Origin of the sequence: Noviherbaspirillum sp. ST9, assembly GCF_048799745.1 — a bacterium.
Lineage (GTDB): Bacteria > Pseudomonadota > Gammaproteobacteria > Burkholderiales > Burkholderiaceae_D > Noviherbaspirillum.
Map to the genome: position 1 here is coordinate 467,927 of NZ_JBLWFR010000004.1, position 15,168 is coordinate 483,094.

General features: G+C 58.6%; 17 protein-coding genes. 14 read left to right on the forward strand and 3 right to left on the reverse strand.

The genetic code is table 11. The annotated features are described in order from the left end of the window. Window positions 1-25 precede the first annotated feature (25 nt). The 12 genes from secY to dsbD all read left to right on the forward strand — a co-directional run bounded on the left by secY (window position 26) and on the right by dsbD (window position 8,986). Window positions 26-1,357 (forward strand): preprotein translocase subunit SecY, encoded by a 1,332-nt coding sequence (gene secY, locus ACNOHI_RS11360; RefSeq protein ID WP_420474772.1) that lies wholly within the window; start codon window positions 26-28, stop codon window positions 1,355-1,357. 25 nt (window positions 1,358-1,382) lie between these two features. Then, on the forward strand, window positions 1,383-1,601 hold the full coding sequence (gene infA, locus ACNOHI_RS11365; RefSeq protein ID WP_005663428.1) for a translation initiation factor IF-1: 219 nt from the start codon (window positions 1,383-1,385) through the stop codon (window positions 1,599-1,601). Window positions 1,602-1,635: 34 nt separating this feature from the next. Then, entirely contained in the window at window positions 1,636-1,749 is a 114-nt protein-coding gene (rpmJ, locus tag ACNOHI_RS11370) for a 50S ribosomal protein L36 (protein WP_014004415.1), read from the forward strand. A gap of 27 nt (window positions 1,750-1,776) precedes the next feature. Then, entirely contained in the window at window positions 1,777-2,142 is a 366-nt protein-coding gene (gene rpsM / locus ACNOHI_RS11375) for a 30S ribosomal protein S13 (RefSeq protein ID WP_420474773.1), read from the forward strand. A 42-nt stretch (window positions 2,143-2,184) separates the two neighbouring features. Then, window positions 2,185-2,589 (forward strand): 30S ribosomal protein S11, encoded by a 405-nt coding sequence (rpsK, locus tag ACNOHI_RS11380; protein WP_088710692.1) that lies wholly within the window; start codon window positions 2,185-2,187, stop codon window positions 2,587-2,589. Between the two features lie 160 nt (window positions 2,590-2,749). Continuing rightward, complete coding sequence (gene rpsD, locus ACNOHI_RS11385) at window positions 2,750-3,373, forward strand: 30S ribosomal protein S4 (protein ID WP_420474774.1); 624 nt, start codon at window positions 2,750-2,752, stop codon at window positions 3,371-3,373. 102 nt (window positions 3,374-3,475) lie between these two features. Beyond that, window positions 3,476-4,453 (forward strand): DNA-directed RNA polymerase subunit alpha, encoded by a 978-nt coding sequence (locus tag ACNOHI_RS11390; protein ID WP_420474775.1) that lies wholly within the window; start codon window positions 3,476-3,478, stop codon window positions 4,451-4,453. A gap of 132 nt (window positions 4,454-4,585) precedes the next feature. Continuing rightward, window positions 4,586-4,981 (forward strand): 50S ribosomal protein L17, encoded by a 396-nt coding sequence (gene rplQ, locus ACNOHI_RS11395; protein ID WP_420474776.1) that lies wholly within the window; start codon window positions 4,586-4,588, stop codon window positions 4,979-4,981. A 159-nt stretch (window positions 4,982-5,140) separates the two neighbouring features. Beyond that, entirely contained in the window at window positions 5,141-6,073 is a 933-nt protein-coding gene (locus ACNOHI_RS11400) for an ATP-binding cassette domain-containing protein (RefSeq protein ID WP_420474777.1), read from the forward strand. A 1-nt stretch (window position 6,074) separates the two neighbouring features. Then, window positions 6,075-6,860, forward strand: a complete 786-nt coding sequence (locus ACNOHI_RS11405) for an ABC transporter permease (protein WP_420474778.1) — start codon at window positions 6,075-6,077, stop codon at window positions 6,858-6,860. A 28-nt stretch (window positions 6,861-6,888) separates the two neighbouring features. Next, window positions 6,889-7,221, forward strand: coding sequence for a divalent-cation tolerance protein CutA (gene cutA, locus ACNOHI_RS11410; RefSeq protein ID WP_420474779.1), 333 nt, complete (start codon window positions 6,889-6,891; stop codon window positions 7,219-7,221). After that, window positions 7,214-8,986, forward strand: coding sequence for a protein-disulfide reductase DsbD (gene dsbD, locus ACNOHI_RS11415; protein ID WP_420474780.1), 1,773 nt, complete (start codon window positions 7,214-7,216; stop codon window positions 8,984-8,986). Before cutA ends, dsbD begins: the two co-directional genes overlap by 8 nt. Before the next feature lie 30 nt (window positions 8,987-9,016). Here the strand turns inward: dsbD and ACNOHI_RS11420 are convergent, their stop codons facing one another. The 3 genes from ACNOHI_RS11420 to yihA all read right to left on the reverse strand — a co-directional run bounded on the left by ACNOHI_RS11420 (window position 9,017) and on the right by yihA (window position 12,172). Beyond that, window positions 9,017-10,120 carry a magnesium transporter CorA family protein gene (locus ACNOHI_RS11420; protein WP_420474781.1) on the reverse strand — a complete coding sequence of 368 codons (1,104 nt, stop codon included), beginning with the start codon at window positions 10,118-10,120 and terminating at the stop codon, window positions 9,017-9,019. Window positions 10,121-10,257: 137 nt separating this feature from the next. Then, complete coding sequence (hemB, locus tag ACNOHI_RS11425; protein ID WP_420474782.1) at window positions 10,258-11,271, reverse strand: porphobilinogen synthase; 1,014 nt, start codon at window positions 11,269-11,271, stop codon at window positions 10,258-10,260. Between the two features lie 202 nt (window positions 11,272-11,473). Further along, on the reverse strand, window positions 11,474-12,172 hold the full coding sequence (yihA, locus tag ACNOHI_RS11430) for a ribosome biogenesis GTP-binding protein YihA/YsxC (RefSeq protein WP_420474783.1): 699 nt from the start codon (window positions 12,170-12,172) through the stop codon (window positions 11,474-11,476). Between the two features lie 160 nt (window positions 12,173-12,332). On the opposite strand from yihA, the gene ACNOHI_RS11435 reads away from it, so the two are divergent. Together ACNOHI_RS11435 and ACNOHI_RS11440 are read left to right on the forward strand one after the other, a co-directional pair. After that, on the forward strand, window positions 12,333-12,989 hold the full coding sequence (locus ACNOHI_RS11435; protein ID WP_420474784.1) for a c-type cytochrome: 657 nt from the start codon (window positions 12,333-12,335) through the stop codon (window positions 12,987-12,989). Window positions 12,990-13,061: 72 nt separating this feature from the next. Next, complete coding sequence (locus ACNOHI_RS11440) at window positions 13,062-15,158, forward strand: cytochrome c biogenesis protein ResB (RefSeq protein WP_420474785.1); 2,097 nt, start codon at window positions 13,062-13,064, stop codon at window positions 15,156-15,158. Window positions 15,159-15,168 lie beyond the last annotated feature (10 nt).

Genomic DNA, 15,168 nt, shown 5'->3' on the forward strand with positions numbered 1-15,168 from the left:
GCAACTGGTTCGTTCGGAGCAATAATTGGCGACGACACCGCAACTCGCAAAGAGTGCAGCAAGCGGTTTTCCTTGGGGCCGCCTTTGGTTCCTGCTTGCTGCGTTAGTTGTTTATCGTATCGGTGCGCATATTCCCGTTCCGGGAATTGACCCCGATCAGTTGTCAGAGCTTTTCCGGCAGAACCAAGGGGGCATCCTCGGGATGTTCAATATGTTCTCCGGCGGCGCGCTGTCCCGCTTCACGATCTTCGCGCTAGGGATCATGCCGTATATTTCGGCATCGATCATCATGCAGCTGATGTCGATTGTGTCGCCGCAGCTGGAAGCGCTGAAGAAGGAAGGCGAAGCGGGTCGTCGCAAGATCACGCAGTACACCCGTTACGGAACCTTGGTTCTGGCAACTTTCCAGGCGCTGGGTATCGCAGTTGCTCTGGAGTCCCAGGCGGGGTTGGTGATTGATCCGGGGCTGGCTTTTCGGTTCACCACTGTTGTTACCCTGGTGACCGGAACGATGTTCCTGATGTGGCTGGGTGAGCAAATTACCGAGCGCGGACTGGGCAACGGCATCTCGATCATCATTTTCGCCGGTATTGCAGCGGGCTTGCCGAATGCGATCGGCGGACTGTTCGAGTTGGTGCGTACTGGGTCGATGAGCGCACTGTCCGCAATTCTGATCTGTGTGATCGTTGCTGGCGTGACGTTCCTGGTGGTGTTCATTGAACGTGGCCAGCGCAAGATTCTGGTGAATTATGCGAAGCGCCAGGTCGGCAACAAGATTTACGGTGGTCAGAGCAGCCATCTGCCGCTGAAGTTGAACATGGCTGGTGTGATCCCGCCGATTTTCGCATCGTCGATCATTCTGTTCCCGGCGACGATCACGAGCTGGTTTACAACCGGTGATACGAGCAATCCGTTTGTTCGTTTCCTCAAGGACCTCGCGGCATCGCTGGCGCCTGGGGAGCCGATCCACGCGTTGCTGTACGCAGGTGCGATTGTGTTCTTTTGCTTCTTCTATACCGCTCTGGTATTTAACAGCAAAGAGACCGCAGACAATTTGAAGAAGAGTGGTGCGTTTGTTCCGGGCATTCGTCCGGGCGACCAGACGGCGCGTTACATCGACAAGATTCTGATGCGTTTGACGCTGGTTGGCGCGGTGTACATCACACTGGTGTGCTTGCTGCCGGAATTCTTGATCGCGCGCTGGAAGGTGCCGTTCTACTTTGGCGGTACGTCGCTGCTGATTATCGTAGTGGTGACGATGGACTTCATGGCGCAGGTGCAGAATTACGTGATGTCGCAGCAATACGAATCACTGCTTCGTAAAGCGAATTTCAAGGGCGGCATGCCGACGCGGTGATCGGAAGCCCAAGGCGACAGAGCGAATGGCAAAAGACGACGTAATTCAGATGCAGGGCGAGATTCTTGAGAATCTTCCTAATGCAACATTTCGAGTCAAGTTGGAAAACGGGCACGTTGTTCTCGGACACATTTCCGGCAAGATGCGGATGAACTATATTCGCATCCTCCCCGGCGACAAGGTCACTGTGGAATTAACGCCCTATGATTTGAGCCGGGCACGGATTGTGTTCCGTACGAAGTAAGTAACAAGTAACCAAAGCTAGAAAGAGGGCAAAAATGAAAGTGCTCGCATCAGTTAAGCGGATCTGCCGCAACTGTAAGATCATCAAGCGCAAGGGCGTCGTTCGTGTTATCTGCACCGAACCGCGTCACAAGCAGCGCCAGGGTTAATTAACGTTATTGATCGAGGAATAACGAATGGCACGTATTGCAGGGGTGAACATCCCCAATCACCAACACACCGTTATCGGCTTGACTGCGATTTATGGTATTGGCCGTCCGCGCGCGGAAGAAATCTGCGAAAAGACGGGTGTCCCGACCACCAAGAAGGTCAAGGATCTGGACGATAACGAGCTGGAAAAGCTGCGCGACGAAGTAGGCAAGTTCGTCGTCGAAGGTGACCTGCGTCGTGAAGTGTCGATGAGCATCAAGCGTCTGATGGACCTGGGTTGCTATCGTGGTCTGCGTCATCGCAAGGGTCTGCCGGTCCGAGGCCAGCGTACCCGCACCAACGCCCGTACCCGCAAGGGGCCGCGTAAGGCAGCGCAGTCGCTGAAGAAGTAATCCAGCGCAGTTTGACTCGTAGTCGGATTCAAGGAAACCAACATGGCAAAAGCCCAAAATAACGCCGCAGCAGCACGCGTGCGCAAGAAAGTTAAAAAGAACGTTGCGGAAGGCATCGCGCACATTCACGCATCCTTCAACAACACCATCATCACCATTACCGACCGTCAGGGCAATGCCCTGTCGTGGGCAACGTCCGGTGGTGCTGGCTTCAAGGGTTCGCGTAAGTCGACCCCGTTCGCAGCGCAGGTTGCAGCTGAAGCGGCAGGCAAGGTTGCCATCGAGTGCGGCGTCAAGAACCTGGAAGTTCGCATCAAGGGCCCTGGCCCGGGTCGCGAGTCCGCAGTTCGCGCGCTGAACAGCCTTGGCATCAAGATTACGCAGATTCAGGATGTGACGCCGGTTCCGCACAACGGCTGCCGTCCGCCGAAGCGTCGCCGCATCTAATTGCACGACGTAGTAGTTGCAGTAAAACTGCCCGCCATATACTATGGCGGGCTTTGTACTTAAGACCACCGTCTGATAGCAGGCAGATCAGACTAGCGCCTGGCAGCTTGTTTCGTTGAAACGATCTGGTCGGGGCGTCATTCAATAAAAGGAAATCAACGTGGCACGTTATATCGGACCGAAAGCAAAACTCTCCCGCCGTGAAGGCACCGACCTGTTCCTGAAGAGCGCCCGCCGCTCGCTGGATTCCAAGTGCAAGCTGGACTCCAAGCCGGGCCAGCATGGTCGCACCTCCGGCGCACGTACCTCCGACTACGGCAACCAGCTGCGCGAAAAGCAGAAGGTCAAGCGTATGTACGGCATTCTTGAGCGCCAGTTCCGTCGTTACTTTGCCGAGGCTGACCGCCGCAAGGGCAACACCGGTGAGAACCTGCTGAAGCTGCTCGAATCCCGTCTGGACAATGTCGCTTACCGCATGGGCTTTGGCTCGACCCGCGCTGAAGCGCGTCAGCTGGTCAGCCATAAGGCACTGACCGTGAACGGTACCGTTGTCAACATCGCTTCCTACCTGGTCAAGCCGGGTGACGTCGTTGCCGTTCGCGAAAAGGCAAAGAAGCAGGCTCGTATCGTCGAGGCACTGTCCCTGGCAGAGCAGGGCGGCATGCCGTCCTGGGTCGCTGTTGATGCCAAGAAGATGGAAGGCACGTTCAAGGCCATGCCCGACCGTACCGAAATCGCTAACGACGTCAATGAATCGCTGATCGTCGAACTTTACTCGCGTTAATTCTCTTTCTTCGCCCGCCCTGCTATTCAGCAGAGCGGGTTTCTTTGTAATGCCATCAGCCTTATCGGTGTAACGAGCCGAGGGTATTGAAAAGGACATTTCATGCAAAACAGCCTGTTGAAACCCCGTATTATCGAAGTCGAGGCACTCGCTGCCGGCCAAGCAAAAGTGGTGATGGAGCCGTTCGAACGCGGCTACGGCCACACGCTCGGCAACGCGCTGCGCCGCGTCCTGCTGTCGTCGATGGTGGGCTATGCGCCGACCGAAGTGACGATCGCGGGTGTCGTTCACGAGTATTCGTCGCTGGACGGCGTGCAGGAAGACGTCGTCGACATGCTGCTGAACCTCAAGGGTGTCGTGTTCAAGCTGCACAACCGCGATGAAGTCACGCTGACCCTGAAGAAGGAAGGCGAAGGCGCGGTCATGGCATCGGATATCGACCTGCCGCACGACGTCGAACTGATCAATCCGGACCACGTGATTGCTCATCTGACCGCCGGCGGCAAGCTGGACATGCAGATCAAGGTTGAAAAGGGCCGCGGCTACGTGCCGGGTAACGTCCGTCGCCTGTCCGAAGATGCGAACAAGACAATTGGCCGCATCATTCTGGATGCATCGTTCTCGCCGGTTCGCCGCGTCTCCTATGCTGTCGAGTCTGCTCGTGTGGAACAGCGTACCGACCTCGACAAGCTGGTCATGAACATCGAAACCAACGGTGTGATTTCTCCGGAAGAAGCGATTCGCCAATCCGCCCGCGTGCTGGTTGATCAACTGAACGTGTTCGCCGCACTGGAAGGTACCGAAGCGACCGCGGAAGCGCCGTCGCGTGCTCCGGCTGTCGATCCGATTCTGCTGCGTCCGGTCGACGACCTCGAACTCACCGTTCGTTCCGCGAACTGCCTCAAGGCCGAGAACATTTACTACATCGGCGACCTGATCCAGCGCAGCGAAAACGAACTGCTCAAGACTCCGAACCTGGGCCGCAAGTCCCTGAACGAAATCAAGGAAGTGCTGGCATCCCGTGGTCTCACCCTGGGCATGAAGCTCGAGAACTGGCCGCCGGCTGGTCTGGAGAAGTAATCTGGTTGGGAGCGGCGACAGCCGCTCCTGCCATTTCAAGCAGTACCGCAACAATTCGTATTACCGGCCCGCGATTGGCATATGCCGACCGATAGAAGAGCTGGATTCAAACTCAAACTGAAAGGAAATACCATGCGTCACCGTCACGGCCTTCGTAAACTGAATCGTACTTCGTCGCACCGCCTCGCGATGCTGCGCAACATGACCGTTTCCCTGCTGCGCCACGAAGCAATCAAGACCACGCTGCCGAAGGCAAAGGAACTGCGCCGCGTTGTCGAACCGATTATCACCCTGGGCAAGACCGACAGCCTGTCGAACAAGCGCCTGGCATTCAACCGTCTGCGCGACCGCGAAATCGTTGTCAAGCTGTTCGCTGAAATCGGCCCGCGCTACGCAGCCCGTAACGGCGGCTATCTGCGTATCCTGAAGATGGGTTTCCGTCAGGGCGACAATGCACCGATGGCATTCGTTGAACTGGTCGACCGTCCGGAAATCAGCGACGAGGCAGAAGTGCCGAGCGCCGAGTAATCGGGATCGCATCGATTGCAAAAAGAGCCAGGCCTTGCCTGGCTTTTTTGTTTTGCGGTTTGGACTGTTTTGAGTCTTCCTCACACTTTGTCAGCGCCGCCGGTACTGACTTTTCGTTTGTGGCAAGATGTTCTTTTTGGCATGAGATAACGTTTCGGGATGAGTGAATTCGACATTCTGTCTGTGGCTAACCTGCGTAAGTCGTATGGCAACGGCGAATCGAAGAGCGTGGTGGTGGATGGTTTGTCGTTCAGCCTGCGGCGGGGTGAATGCTATGGATTGCTGGGGCCGAATGGCGCGGGCAAGACGACGACGCTCAGGTTGTGCCTCGGGCTGACGGCACCCGACAGCGGCGAGATCCGGTTGGTGGGGCGAATCATCCCGCAAGATGCACGACCGGCCCGGCTACGCGTTGGCGTTGTGCCCCAGGCGGACAATCTTGATCCGGATTTCACTGTCGAGGAGAACCTGCTCGTGTTCGGGAGGTACTTTGGCATCAGTGATCAGGAGATCAAGGCCCGTATTCCGAAATTGCTGGAATTCGCCAACCTGACGTCCAAAAAGGATGCGCACATCATCGAGCTGTCGGGTGGCATGAAGCGCCGCTTAACGCTTGCACGTTCCCTTGTGAACGACCCGGACCTGATCTTCATGGACGAGCCGACCACCGGATTGGATCCGCAGGCCCGGCACATGATCTGGGATCGACTGAAGACGCTCCTGAACGAGGGCAAGACCATCGTCCTGACGACACATTTCATGGATGAGGCAGAGCGGCTGTGCGACCGACTTGCGGTCATCGACCACGGGCAGATGATCGCGGAGGGTTCGCCGCGTGATCTTATCGGGCAACATATCGAGGCGGAGGTGGTCGAAGTCTATGGCGACAATGCGATCGCCTGGGGTGATAAGGAGGGGCGCGCAAAGTCGGCGCGCATCGAGGTCAGCGGAGAAACCGTCTTCTGCTATACGAACGATGCGCAGTCGTTGTTGGCCAGTCTGCATACGACGGAAGGCGTGCGCTATCTCCACCGCCCGGCCAACCTGGAGGATTTGTTCTTGAAGCTGACCGGAAGGGAAATGAGGGATTGAGATGAGTGCTGCCGCCTTCGCCTTGCCGGCGTTTTCATTCCGTTTTTTTCCGATCTGGCGCCGCAATTTCCTCGTCTGGAAAAAGCTGGCCCTCGCAAGCATTCTGGGGAATATCGCCGATCCGCTCATTACGCTGGTCGCCTTCGGCTATGGTTTGGGAAGCTTGCTGCATAGTATTAACGGAATTCCTTACATCCACTTCCTGGCATCCGGATCGATCTGCATGTCAGTCATGATGGCGGCATCGTTCGAGGCCTTGTATTCGGCGTTCTCGCGCATGCACGTGCAAAAGACCTGGGATGCCCTACTCAATGCGCCGCTGGCGCTGGATGACGTGGTGCTTGCCGAAATGCTATGGGCGGCGACAAAGTCGATGTTTTCCGGCATTGCCATCCTGATCGTCATTTTCATGCTTGGCATCGGTCTGCACCCGACCGCCTTGGCCGTTCCGCCATTGCTGTTTCTTATCGGCATGACTTTTGCATCGATAGGTTTGATCATCAATGCACTCGCGCGCGGGTATGATTTTTTTACGTATTACTTCACGCTCGTGCTGACGCCGATGGTGTTTCTTTCGGGGGTGTATTATCCGACTACGCAGCTTCCCGACTGGCTGCAGGTCGTTGCCAAGGTGCTTCCGCTGGGTGCGGCCGTCAGCCTGATTCGTCCGCTGATCCTGGGGGAATGGCCGCGCATGCCGTGGGTGGATATCATGATCCTTGCGGCGTATTGCGCCGGTGGGTTCTATCTTGCGACCGTCCTGACGCGGCGCCGGCTGTTGAAATGAATGTCAGTGTTGACGACAGGATTCGACTATGCAGGATGTACTGCTTGTCCTGACCAATGTTCCCGATGAGGTGACTGCTCACACGATTGCGCGTGGCGTCGTCGCGGACAGGCTCGCAGCCTGTGTCAATGTCTTACCCGCCGTCCGGTCGGTCTACCAATGGGAAGGCAAGATCGAGGAGGCGGTCGAGGTGACGCTGCTGATCAAGAGCACACAGGACAGATATGCCGCACTGGAAGCCGCAATCAGGAAGGCGCACCCTTACGATGTGCCTGAAATCATTGCGATGCCGGTGTCGGCCGGACTCCCGGCTTACCTGAACTGGGTTGTCTCGGAAACAAAAAAGGATGTAGATGTTTAAGTCTTACAAATCGCAAGCATGGCTTTCGTCCGTTGGCAGGATGGCCACGGGATTGCTGCTTGCCGCACTGGTCTTGCTTGCGCCGCTTTCTCACGCCGCCGAGGATTTTCTCGAACCTGAGATTGCGTTCAAGTTCTCGGCGCGCATGATTGATGAAAAAACGGCCGAGATCACCTACCGCATCGCGGACGGCTATTACATGTACCGCGAGGCGTTCAAGTTCAAGGCGGAAGGCGCAACGCTTGGCGAGCCGCTGATGCCTCCCGGGAAGGTGAAATTCGACGAGACTTTCCAGAAGGATGTCGAGTCGTACAGGAAGTCCGTGGCCATCACCATTCCGGTGACGGCGAGCGGCGCATTCACGCTCAAGTCGACCGGCCAGGGATGTGCCGACAAGGGGCTGTGCTATCCGCCGATGGAATCGGTCATCAAGCTGTCGATTGACGGTGGTGCCCCAGCGATGTCGACAGCCGGGGCGAGTTCCGCTGGCGCGTTGTCCTCCCCTGACTCGGAGATGGGTCGGATCGAAGCATCTCTCCAAAGCGGCAAGCTGCTTGTGATCCTGCCACTGTTCCTGCTGCTTGGCCTCGGCCTGTCGTTCACGCCGTGCGTGCTCCCGATGGTGCCGATCCTGTCGTCCATCATCGTCGGCGAGGGGACGGATGTCAGCCGCAGCCGCGGCTTCACCCTGTCGGCCGCCTATTCGCTCGGCATGGCGCTCGTGTACACCGCACTTGGGGTGGCCGCCGGACTGGCAGGCGAGGGGCTGGCCGCAGCGTTGCAGAACCCCTGGGTGCTGGGTGCCTTCGCGGTGCTGATGGCCGTCCTCTCACTGTCCATGTTCGGCGTATACCAGCTCCAGGTGCCGGCATCGATCCAGGCCAAGCTCGCTGATGCCTCCGGACGACAGTCCGCGGGCAAGATGGCCGGCGTGTTCGGCATGGGGGCCATTTCGGCCCTGATCGTCGGGCCCTGTGTTGCGGCACCGCTCGCCGGTGCGCTGCTGTACATCAGCCAGACCAGGGACGTACTGATCGGCGGCAGTGCATTGTTCGCCATGGCGGTCGGGATGAGCGTGCCCTTGATGCTGGTCGGCGTATCCGCTGGCGCCTTGCTGCCGCGTGCGGGGGCATGGATGGAGTCGGTCAAGTTCTTCTTTGGCGTCCTGATGCTGGGACTCGCAATCTGGATCGTCACGCCAGTGATTCCCGGCTGGGTGCCGATGGTGGGCTGGGCAGTGCTTGGGATCGGTTACGGCGGATACCTGCTCTGGAAGGGCGGCAAACTGGCCAAGGTGGCGGGAATTGTTTTCGCGGCATTCGGGCTGGTGCAGCTTGCGGGTGCGGCAACGGGTGGACGCGATCCGCTTGCGCCGGTTGCGCATCTGAACGGCGGCGTGCACAAGACGGAATTCAAGCGGGTCAAATCGGTGGCGGAACTGGAAGCGGTCATTGCGCAATCCGCCGGCAAGACCGTCATGCTCGATTTTTACGCGGACTGGTGTGTGTCCTGCATCGAGATGGAGAAACTGACCTTTTCGGACAAGCGTGTGCAGGCGCAGTTCGCCAACATGGTCCTGCTGCAGGCTGACGTGACGGCCAACAATGCGGATGACAAGGAGCTGCTCAAGCGGTTCAAGCTCTTCGGCCCGCCTGGCATCATTTTCTTTGACAAGCAGGGTCGAGAAATCCAGGGCGGCCGCGTGATTGGCTACCAGAACGCGGAGAAGTTCTTGAACTCGCTGTCACTGGTCTCCGGCTTCTGACAAAAGCGCCCTGAAACGGGCGCTTTTTCCTTATCGGTCGTTGTCGTCGAGGTAGCGTTTGCGCCAGAAGAGCACAAGCAGCACGATGACGATGGCTGCCATCATCCCCATCGCAATCCAGAATCCCGATTCATCACGCAGCAGAGGCATGGCCGCGAAGTTCATGCCAAAGATGCCCGTGATCAGTGTCAGGGGCATGAACAGCGCCGTGATCACGGTGAGCGTGCGCATGATCTCGCTCGTCCGGTGCGCCATGGCGGAGAAGTGGATTTGCACCGCGGATTCGATGGTCGATTCCAGCCGCTGTGCGTGGTTGAGTACCCGGGTGATGTGTTCCATCACATCGTTCACGCGCACGAGCATGAGGTCCTTGGTGCGGCTGTTGTGCGAGTTTTCCATCGTATCGACCAGGTAGTCGCGCAATTCCTGTATCGCATCCCGCTGCCCTTCGCATAGATGGTCGAGCTTGCGCAGTTCGATGCGGGCGTCGAGCAGGGCATTCCAGTCGTTGAAGGGGCTGCGGGGATTGAGCAGGGCGCGCTGCCAGCGATCGATCTGGGCGGTAAGCGGCTGGCGCAGCGCGAGATACTGGTCGACCATTGCATTGAGCAGACGGAGCATTAGCTCCTCGGGCGAGCCGGGCGCGCGCAGGACGTGCTGCCCGCCGTCGCGTTTGTTCCTGACTTCGAGGAGGCGGTTGCGGGCCGCTTCGATCGTACGGCTGTTTGCCATGTGCACGGTCACCAGTGCGCGGTCCATCAGCAGGAAGGCGACCGGTTTGGTGGCGAGTTTGGTCAGCGCCGGCGGAATCTTGCGCTTTACCTCCGTGTCGACACCCTCGTCCGGCTCGGCCGGCGTGCCCGTTCCATCGAGTGCCAGCTTGCGGAACACCACCATTGCATAGTCCTGCGTCGAGTCGAAATACGAAGGATGGGCGAGATTGATCACGTCGGTCATGTGGGGATCGTAGATCTGGGTCCCCGTTGCCTTTGCAATCGTCTCGCGCCATGCGGTGGGATCGGCGGCGACTTCATCGTGCGTGGCATCAATCCACAGAAAGCCGTCACGTGGCAATCCGGCATCGATCTGTTCGAGTTGGGCGACGTGGTGGCTGTTGACGTGAATAATTTCCATGGGCGGATGGCTGAGGTTTGGCAAGCATCGGAAGCATATCAGGCCAGAACCGCGCATCGCTCAAGAAAACGAAGATGGGTGTGGCAATCGGAGGAGGGGCGCCGGCTTTCGATAAAGCCGGCGCGATGCGGAGGGGATCAGAGCTGCTTGAGGCGGCGCGCGATGTCGCGCGCGAAGTAGGTCAGCACGCCGTCGGCGCCGGCGCGTTTGAACGACAGCATGGCTTCCATCATCGTCTTGTCGTGGTCAAGCCAGCCGTTTTGTGCAGCGGCCTTGATCATCGCGTACTCGCCGCTGACCTGGTAGGCAAACGTGGGAACCTTGAATTCGTCCTTCACGCGGCGCACGATATCCAAGTAGGGCATGCCGGGCTTGACCATGACCATGTCTGCGCCTTCGGCCAGGTCGAGCGCAACTTCACGCAGCGCTTCGTTGCTGTTGGCGGGATCCATCTGGTAGGTACTCTTGTCGCTCTTGCCGAGGTTGCCGGCGGAACCGACCGCGTCCCGGAACGGACCGTAGAAGGCGGACGCGTATTTCGCCGAGTAGGCCATGATGCGGGTGTGGATGAAATGGTGCGATTCCAGCGCCGAGCGAATGGCGCCGATGCGGCCGTCCATCATGTCGGAGGGCGCCACGATGTCCACGCCGGCCTCCGCCTGCGCGAGCGCCTGCCTGGTCAGGATGGCGCTGGTTTCATCGTTGAGCACATAGCCGTCGGCGTTGATGACGCCGTCCTGGCCGTGGCTGGTGTAAGGGTCGAGCGCGACGTCCGTCAGGATGCCCAGCTCGGGAAAGCGCTGCTTGAGCTCGCGCACGGCGCGCGGCACCAGGCCTTCCGGATTGACGGCTTCGATGCCGTCGGGTGTCTTCAGCGAAGAATTGATCACCGGGAACAATGCCATGACCGGGATCCCGAGCGCCACGCATTCCTCGGCGACGCCCAGCAGCAGGTCGACCGACAGGCGCTCCACGCCCGGCATCGACGCGACTTTCTCACGCTGGTTCTTCCCGTCGAGGATGAAGACCGGATAGATCAGGTCGGACGTCGAGATAACATGCTCGCGCATCATCGCGCGGGAGAAGGCATCCTTGCGCATGCGGCGCATACGGACGGCGGGGAAATGGTTCGGCGGCAGGGTCTGTGACATGGCAATGTATGGAAAATGGGGAGGCGATCGTTAAATTGTATAAATTCCTGAAACTTTTTGTGGGGCGGCTACTCATAGCGATAGGTGATCATTCACCTCCCGCTTCTCCTCCCTGAGCGGGGCCTATCGTGGCATTAGCGATATGGCGTTACTACCCTGGAGATCTTCCCCTTTCTCCAGGGTTTTTTTTGGCCCGCGATCTTCAAGCTTGATCGCTATCATCCTCATTGCCGGCCGCGTCGGTCAAGGCAAGCAGATCAAGAATCCTGTCATTTGCCTCATCCAGGCCAATCCGCTTCAGCGCCGAGAACAGCTGCACGGTGTAGGGGAAGGGCTGGCCTTGCTCGTCCACGTAGCTTTGCAGCACGGTCTTCGCTTGCCGGAGGGCATTCGTTGACTCGTTGCGGTTCAGCTTGTCGGCCTTGGTCAACAGGCAATGTACCGGCTTTCCGGTTGGCGCAAACCACTCCAGCATCTGCAGGTCGAGTTCCGTGAATGGACGGCGCGCGTCCATGATCAGCACCAGGGCGGCGAGCTGCTCGCGGCGTTGGATGTAGGTGCCGAGCAATTCGTTCCAATGGTTCTTTGCTTCGCCGGGGACCTCTGCGTAACCGTAGCCGGGAAGGTCAACCAGCATGGCCCTGATTTCGTCGACCTTGGTCGGATCCTTGCGATGCATCGCGACATGTGCGCCGCCGATGGAGAAATAGTTGATGTGCTGGGTACGGCCTGGCGTCTTGGAGGCAAAGGCGAGCCGTTTCTGGTTGCACAGCAGGTTGAGCGCGGTCGACTTGCCCGCGTTCGAGCGGCCGGCGAAGGCGATTTCAGGGACTTGCGTTTTTGGCAAATCGCGAAGGTGGTTCACCGTGGTGAAAAAACGGGCTTGCCAAAGTAGGGACATAGAGAGGGGGGAGAAATGCAGCAAAAGTAGAGGGAAATGCTCGAAAGCTATTGTACAATAAGGGGTTATTGTGTTGTTGCGCCGCAAAAGCACAACACATTAGCTTTGACCTCTGCCGTTGGCCAGAATTTTAAAATATCCAAGTCCTCAGGGTGTGTGAATGAACCGTGTGTTTTCCCCGTTTGTGAAGTCCTTGTTTGTCGCGATGCTGGCGGTTTCCTCGATCGCTTATGCCGAAGAGAAGAAGGCGCCCGCGGCCGACGCCGCCAAGGGTGAACAGCTGTACAACAGCGGCGATGCCGCCCGCGGCGTGATCGCCTGCGTCGGCTGCCACGGTGCAGCAGGCAACTCGACCATTACGCAAAACCCGAAGCTGGGCGCGCAGCATGCTGAATACGTCGCCAAGCAGCTCGCCGACTTCAAGTCCGGTCAGCGCAACAACCCGATCATGAGCGGTATCGCCAAGGGCATGTCGGATGAAGACATGAAGAATGTCGCCGCCTACCTCGACAAGCAGGAATCCAAGCCGGGCGCCGCAAAGAACAAGGAAACGGTCGAAGCCGGCAAGAAGATCTACCGCGCAGGCATTGCCGAGAAGAGCGTTCCGGCATGCGCGGGCTGCCATGGCGCCAGCGGCGCAGGCATCCCGGCACAGTTCGCACGCCTGGCCGGCCAGCATCAGGATTACACGACGGCACAGCTGACCGCGTTCCGCCAGGGCGCGCGCAAGAACAGCGTCCAGATGACGACCATTGCCAAGCGCATGTCCGACGATGAAATCCAGGCAGTTTCCGACTACATCGCCGGCCTGAAGTAAGACCAGCAGTAGCAAGAAAAACATGGAGGGGGTGGCAGATGCCACCCCTTTTTCATTTCCAGGCACAGATCCATGAATGATGTCAGTACCTCCGGATTGCAGCTGAAGACCGAACGCCGCTGGCTGGCGGACGCGGTGGAGCTGGTTTCGTCGATGCGTTTTGCGATCAGCCTGCTGACGCTGATTGCGATCGCGTCGGTCATCGGTACCGTGCTCAAGCAGAATGAGCCGATGCCGAACTACGTCAACCAGTTCGGCCCGTTCTGGTTCGAGATATTCAACAAGCTGGGGCTGTACGCGGTGTACTCGGCGTGGTGGTTCCTGCTGATCATGGCCTTCCTGGTCGTATCGACCACGCTTTGCATCGTACGGAACACGCCGAAGATGCTGCGCGACATGCGCAGCTGGCGCGAGAATGTGCGCGAGCAGTCCTTGCGCAATTTCCATCACAAGGTGGAGTGGAGTTCCGGCAAACCGATCGACGCGATGGCCCACGACCTGGCGCGCCGCATTGGCGACAGCGGCTACAAGTCGCTCACCGTGCCCAAGGAAAACGGCATGCTGATCGCCGCCAAGCATGGCGCGGCGAACAAGTGGGGTTACATCCTCGCGCACAGTGCGATCGTCATTATCTGTCTCGGCGGTCTGCTCGATTCGGACCTGCCGATCCGTTTCCAGCAATGGTTCCATGGGAAGACGCCTTACGCCGGCTCCGGCCTGATCTCGGAAATTCCGTCGCAGCACCGGCTGGGAATCGGCAACCCGACCTTTCGCGCCAACACCTTCATTCCCGAAGGCGCCACCAGCAATACCGCGATGATTCCGCAACAGACCGGCGTGCTGGTGCAGGAGCTGCCGTTTTCCATTCAATTGAAGAAATTCATCGTCGAGCATTACTCGACCGGCATGCCCAAGCTCTTTGCGAGCGATGTGGTGGTACGCGACAGCGAGACCGGCAAGACCTTCGAGACAACGATCAAGGTGAACCAGCCATTGATCTACAAGGGCATCGCGGTTTACCAGTCGAGCTTCGACGACGGTGGCAGCAAGCTCAAGCTCACTGCGTATCCGATGACAGGCGCCCAGGACACGCCATTCCAGCTCGCGGGCGAAGTTGGCGGAACGACGCCGCTGGGGAGTGAGAAAGCGGCGGAGTACACAATTGAATGGTCGGGCTTCCGCGCCTTCAACGTCGAGAACATGGCGCAGAGCGGGCAGGATCTGCGCGCGGTGGATGCCAGCAAGAGCTTCAATGAGCAGTTTGCCGCCGGGCTCGGCAGGCAACTCGGCTCTGCAGCAAAGAAAGCCGACAACAAGGATTTGAAGAATGTCGGCCCAAGCGTCCAGTACAAGCTGCGCGACAAGACGGGGCAGGCGCGCGAATTCCACAATTACATGCAGCCGGTCATGCTGGATGGAGATTATGTTTTCCTGACCGGAATGCGCGACACGCCTGCCGAGCAGTTCCGTTACCTGCGCATTCCTGCGGACGACAAGGACTCGGTGGAGGAGTGGATGCGCTTGCGCGCTGCGCTCTACGTTCACGCTTTACGTGAGGTGGCTGCAAAACGCTACGCCGAGCAGACCATTCCGCAGGAAAAGCAGGAGTTACGGGATCAGGTTCGACGTTCCGCCTTGCGCGGGCTGGATATCTTTGCCGGCGACGGCAAGGAAGCCGGATTTGTCGCCGTGACAAAATTCCTCGAACAGGTGCCGCAGGCGGAGCAGCAGAAGGCGGCCGAGATCTTCATGAAGATCCTGAACGGCACGCTCTGGGAGTTGTGGCAGGCCGCACGCGAAAAGGGCGGACTCAAGCCGCTCGCACCAGATGAAAAGCACCAGCGCTTCCTGCAGCTGGCAATGAATGCCATGGCCGATGCCAACTTCTACGGCGCGCCGGTCTACCTGCAACTGCGGGAGTTCGAGGAGGTCAAAGCTTCCGTACTGCAAGTGACACGCTCGCCGGGCAAGAATGTGGTGTACCTTGGCTGCCTGTTCCTGGTGCTCGGTGTGTTCGCCATGTTCTACATCCGCGAGCGCCGCTTGTGGATCTGGCTGAAGCCGGACGAAGAGGGCCGCACGCATGCCCTGATGGCAATGAGTACGCAGCGCAAGACGCTGGACTTCGAGAAAGAATTCGAGGCATTGAAAGCGCAAGTCCAGAAATAGACGCGCGCTG

Bases quoted from the DNA above. Each gene is read 5' to 3' on its own strand.
- infA (WP_005663428.1), top strand. From the start codon at position 1,383: ATGGCAAAAGACGACGTAATTCAGATGCAGGGCGAGATTCTTGAGAAT.
- rpmJ (WP_014004415.1), top strand. From the start codon at position 1,636: ATGAAAGTGCTCGCATCAGTTAAGCGGATCTGCCGCAACTGTAAGATC.
- rpsM (WP_420474773.1), top strand. From the start codon at position 1,777: ATGGCACGTATTGCAGGGGTGAACATCCCCAATCACCAACACACCGTT.
- rpsK (WP_088710692.1), top strand. From the start codon at position 2,185: ATGGCAAAAGCCCAAAATAACGCCGCAGCAGCACGCGTGCGCAAGAAA.
- ACNOHI_RS11390 (WP_420474775.1), top strand. From the start codon at position 3,476: ATGCAAAACAGCCTGTTGAAACCCCGTATTATCGAAGTCGAGGCACTC.
- rplQ (WP_420474776.1), top strand. From the start codon at position 4,586: ATGCGTCACCGTCACGGCCTTCGTAAACTGAATCGTACTTCGTCGCAC.
- ACNOHI_RS11400 (WP_420474777.1), top strand. From the start codon at position 5,141: ATGAGTGAATTCGACATTCTGTCTGTGGCTAACCTGCGTAAGTCGTAT.
- ACNOHI_RS11405 (WP_420474778.1), top strand. From the start codon at position 6,075: ATGAGTGCTGCCGCCTTCGCCTTGCCGGCGTTTTCATTCCGTTTTTTT.
- cutA (WP_420474779.1), top strand. From the start codon at position 6,889: ATGCAGGATGTACTGCTTGTCCTGACCAATGTTCCCGATGAGGTGACT.
- dsbD (WP_420474780.1), top strand. From the start codon at position 7,214: ATGTTTAAGTCTTACAAATCGCAAGCATGGCTTTCGTCCGTTGGCAGG.
- ACNOHI_RS11420 (WP_420474781.1), bottom strand. From the start codon at position 10,120: ATGGAAATTATTCACGTCAACAGCCACCACGTCGCCCAACTCGAACAG.
- hemB (WP_420474782.1), bottom strand. From the start codon at position 11,271: ATGTCACAGACCCTGCCGCCGAACCATTTCCCCGCCGTCCGTATGCGC.
- yihA (WP_420474783.1), bottom strand. From the start codon at position 12,172: ATGTCCCTACTTTGGCAAGCCCGTTTTTTCACCACGGTGAACCACCTT.
- ACNOHI_RS11435 (WP_420474784.1), top strand. From the start codon at position 12,333: ATGAACCGTGTGTTTTCCCCGTTTGTGAAGTCCTTGTTTGTCGCGATG.
- ACNOHI_RS11440 (WP_420474785.1), top strand. From the start codon at position 13,062: ATGAATGATGTCAGTACCTCCGGATTGCAGCTGAAGACCGAACGCCGC.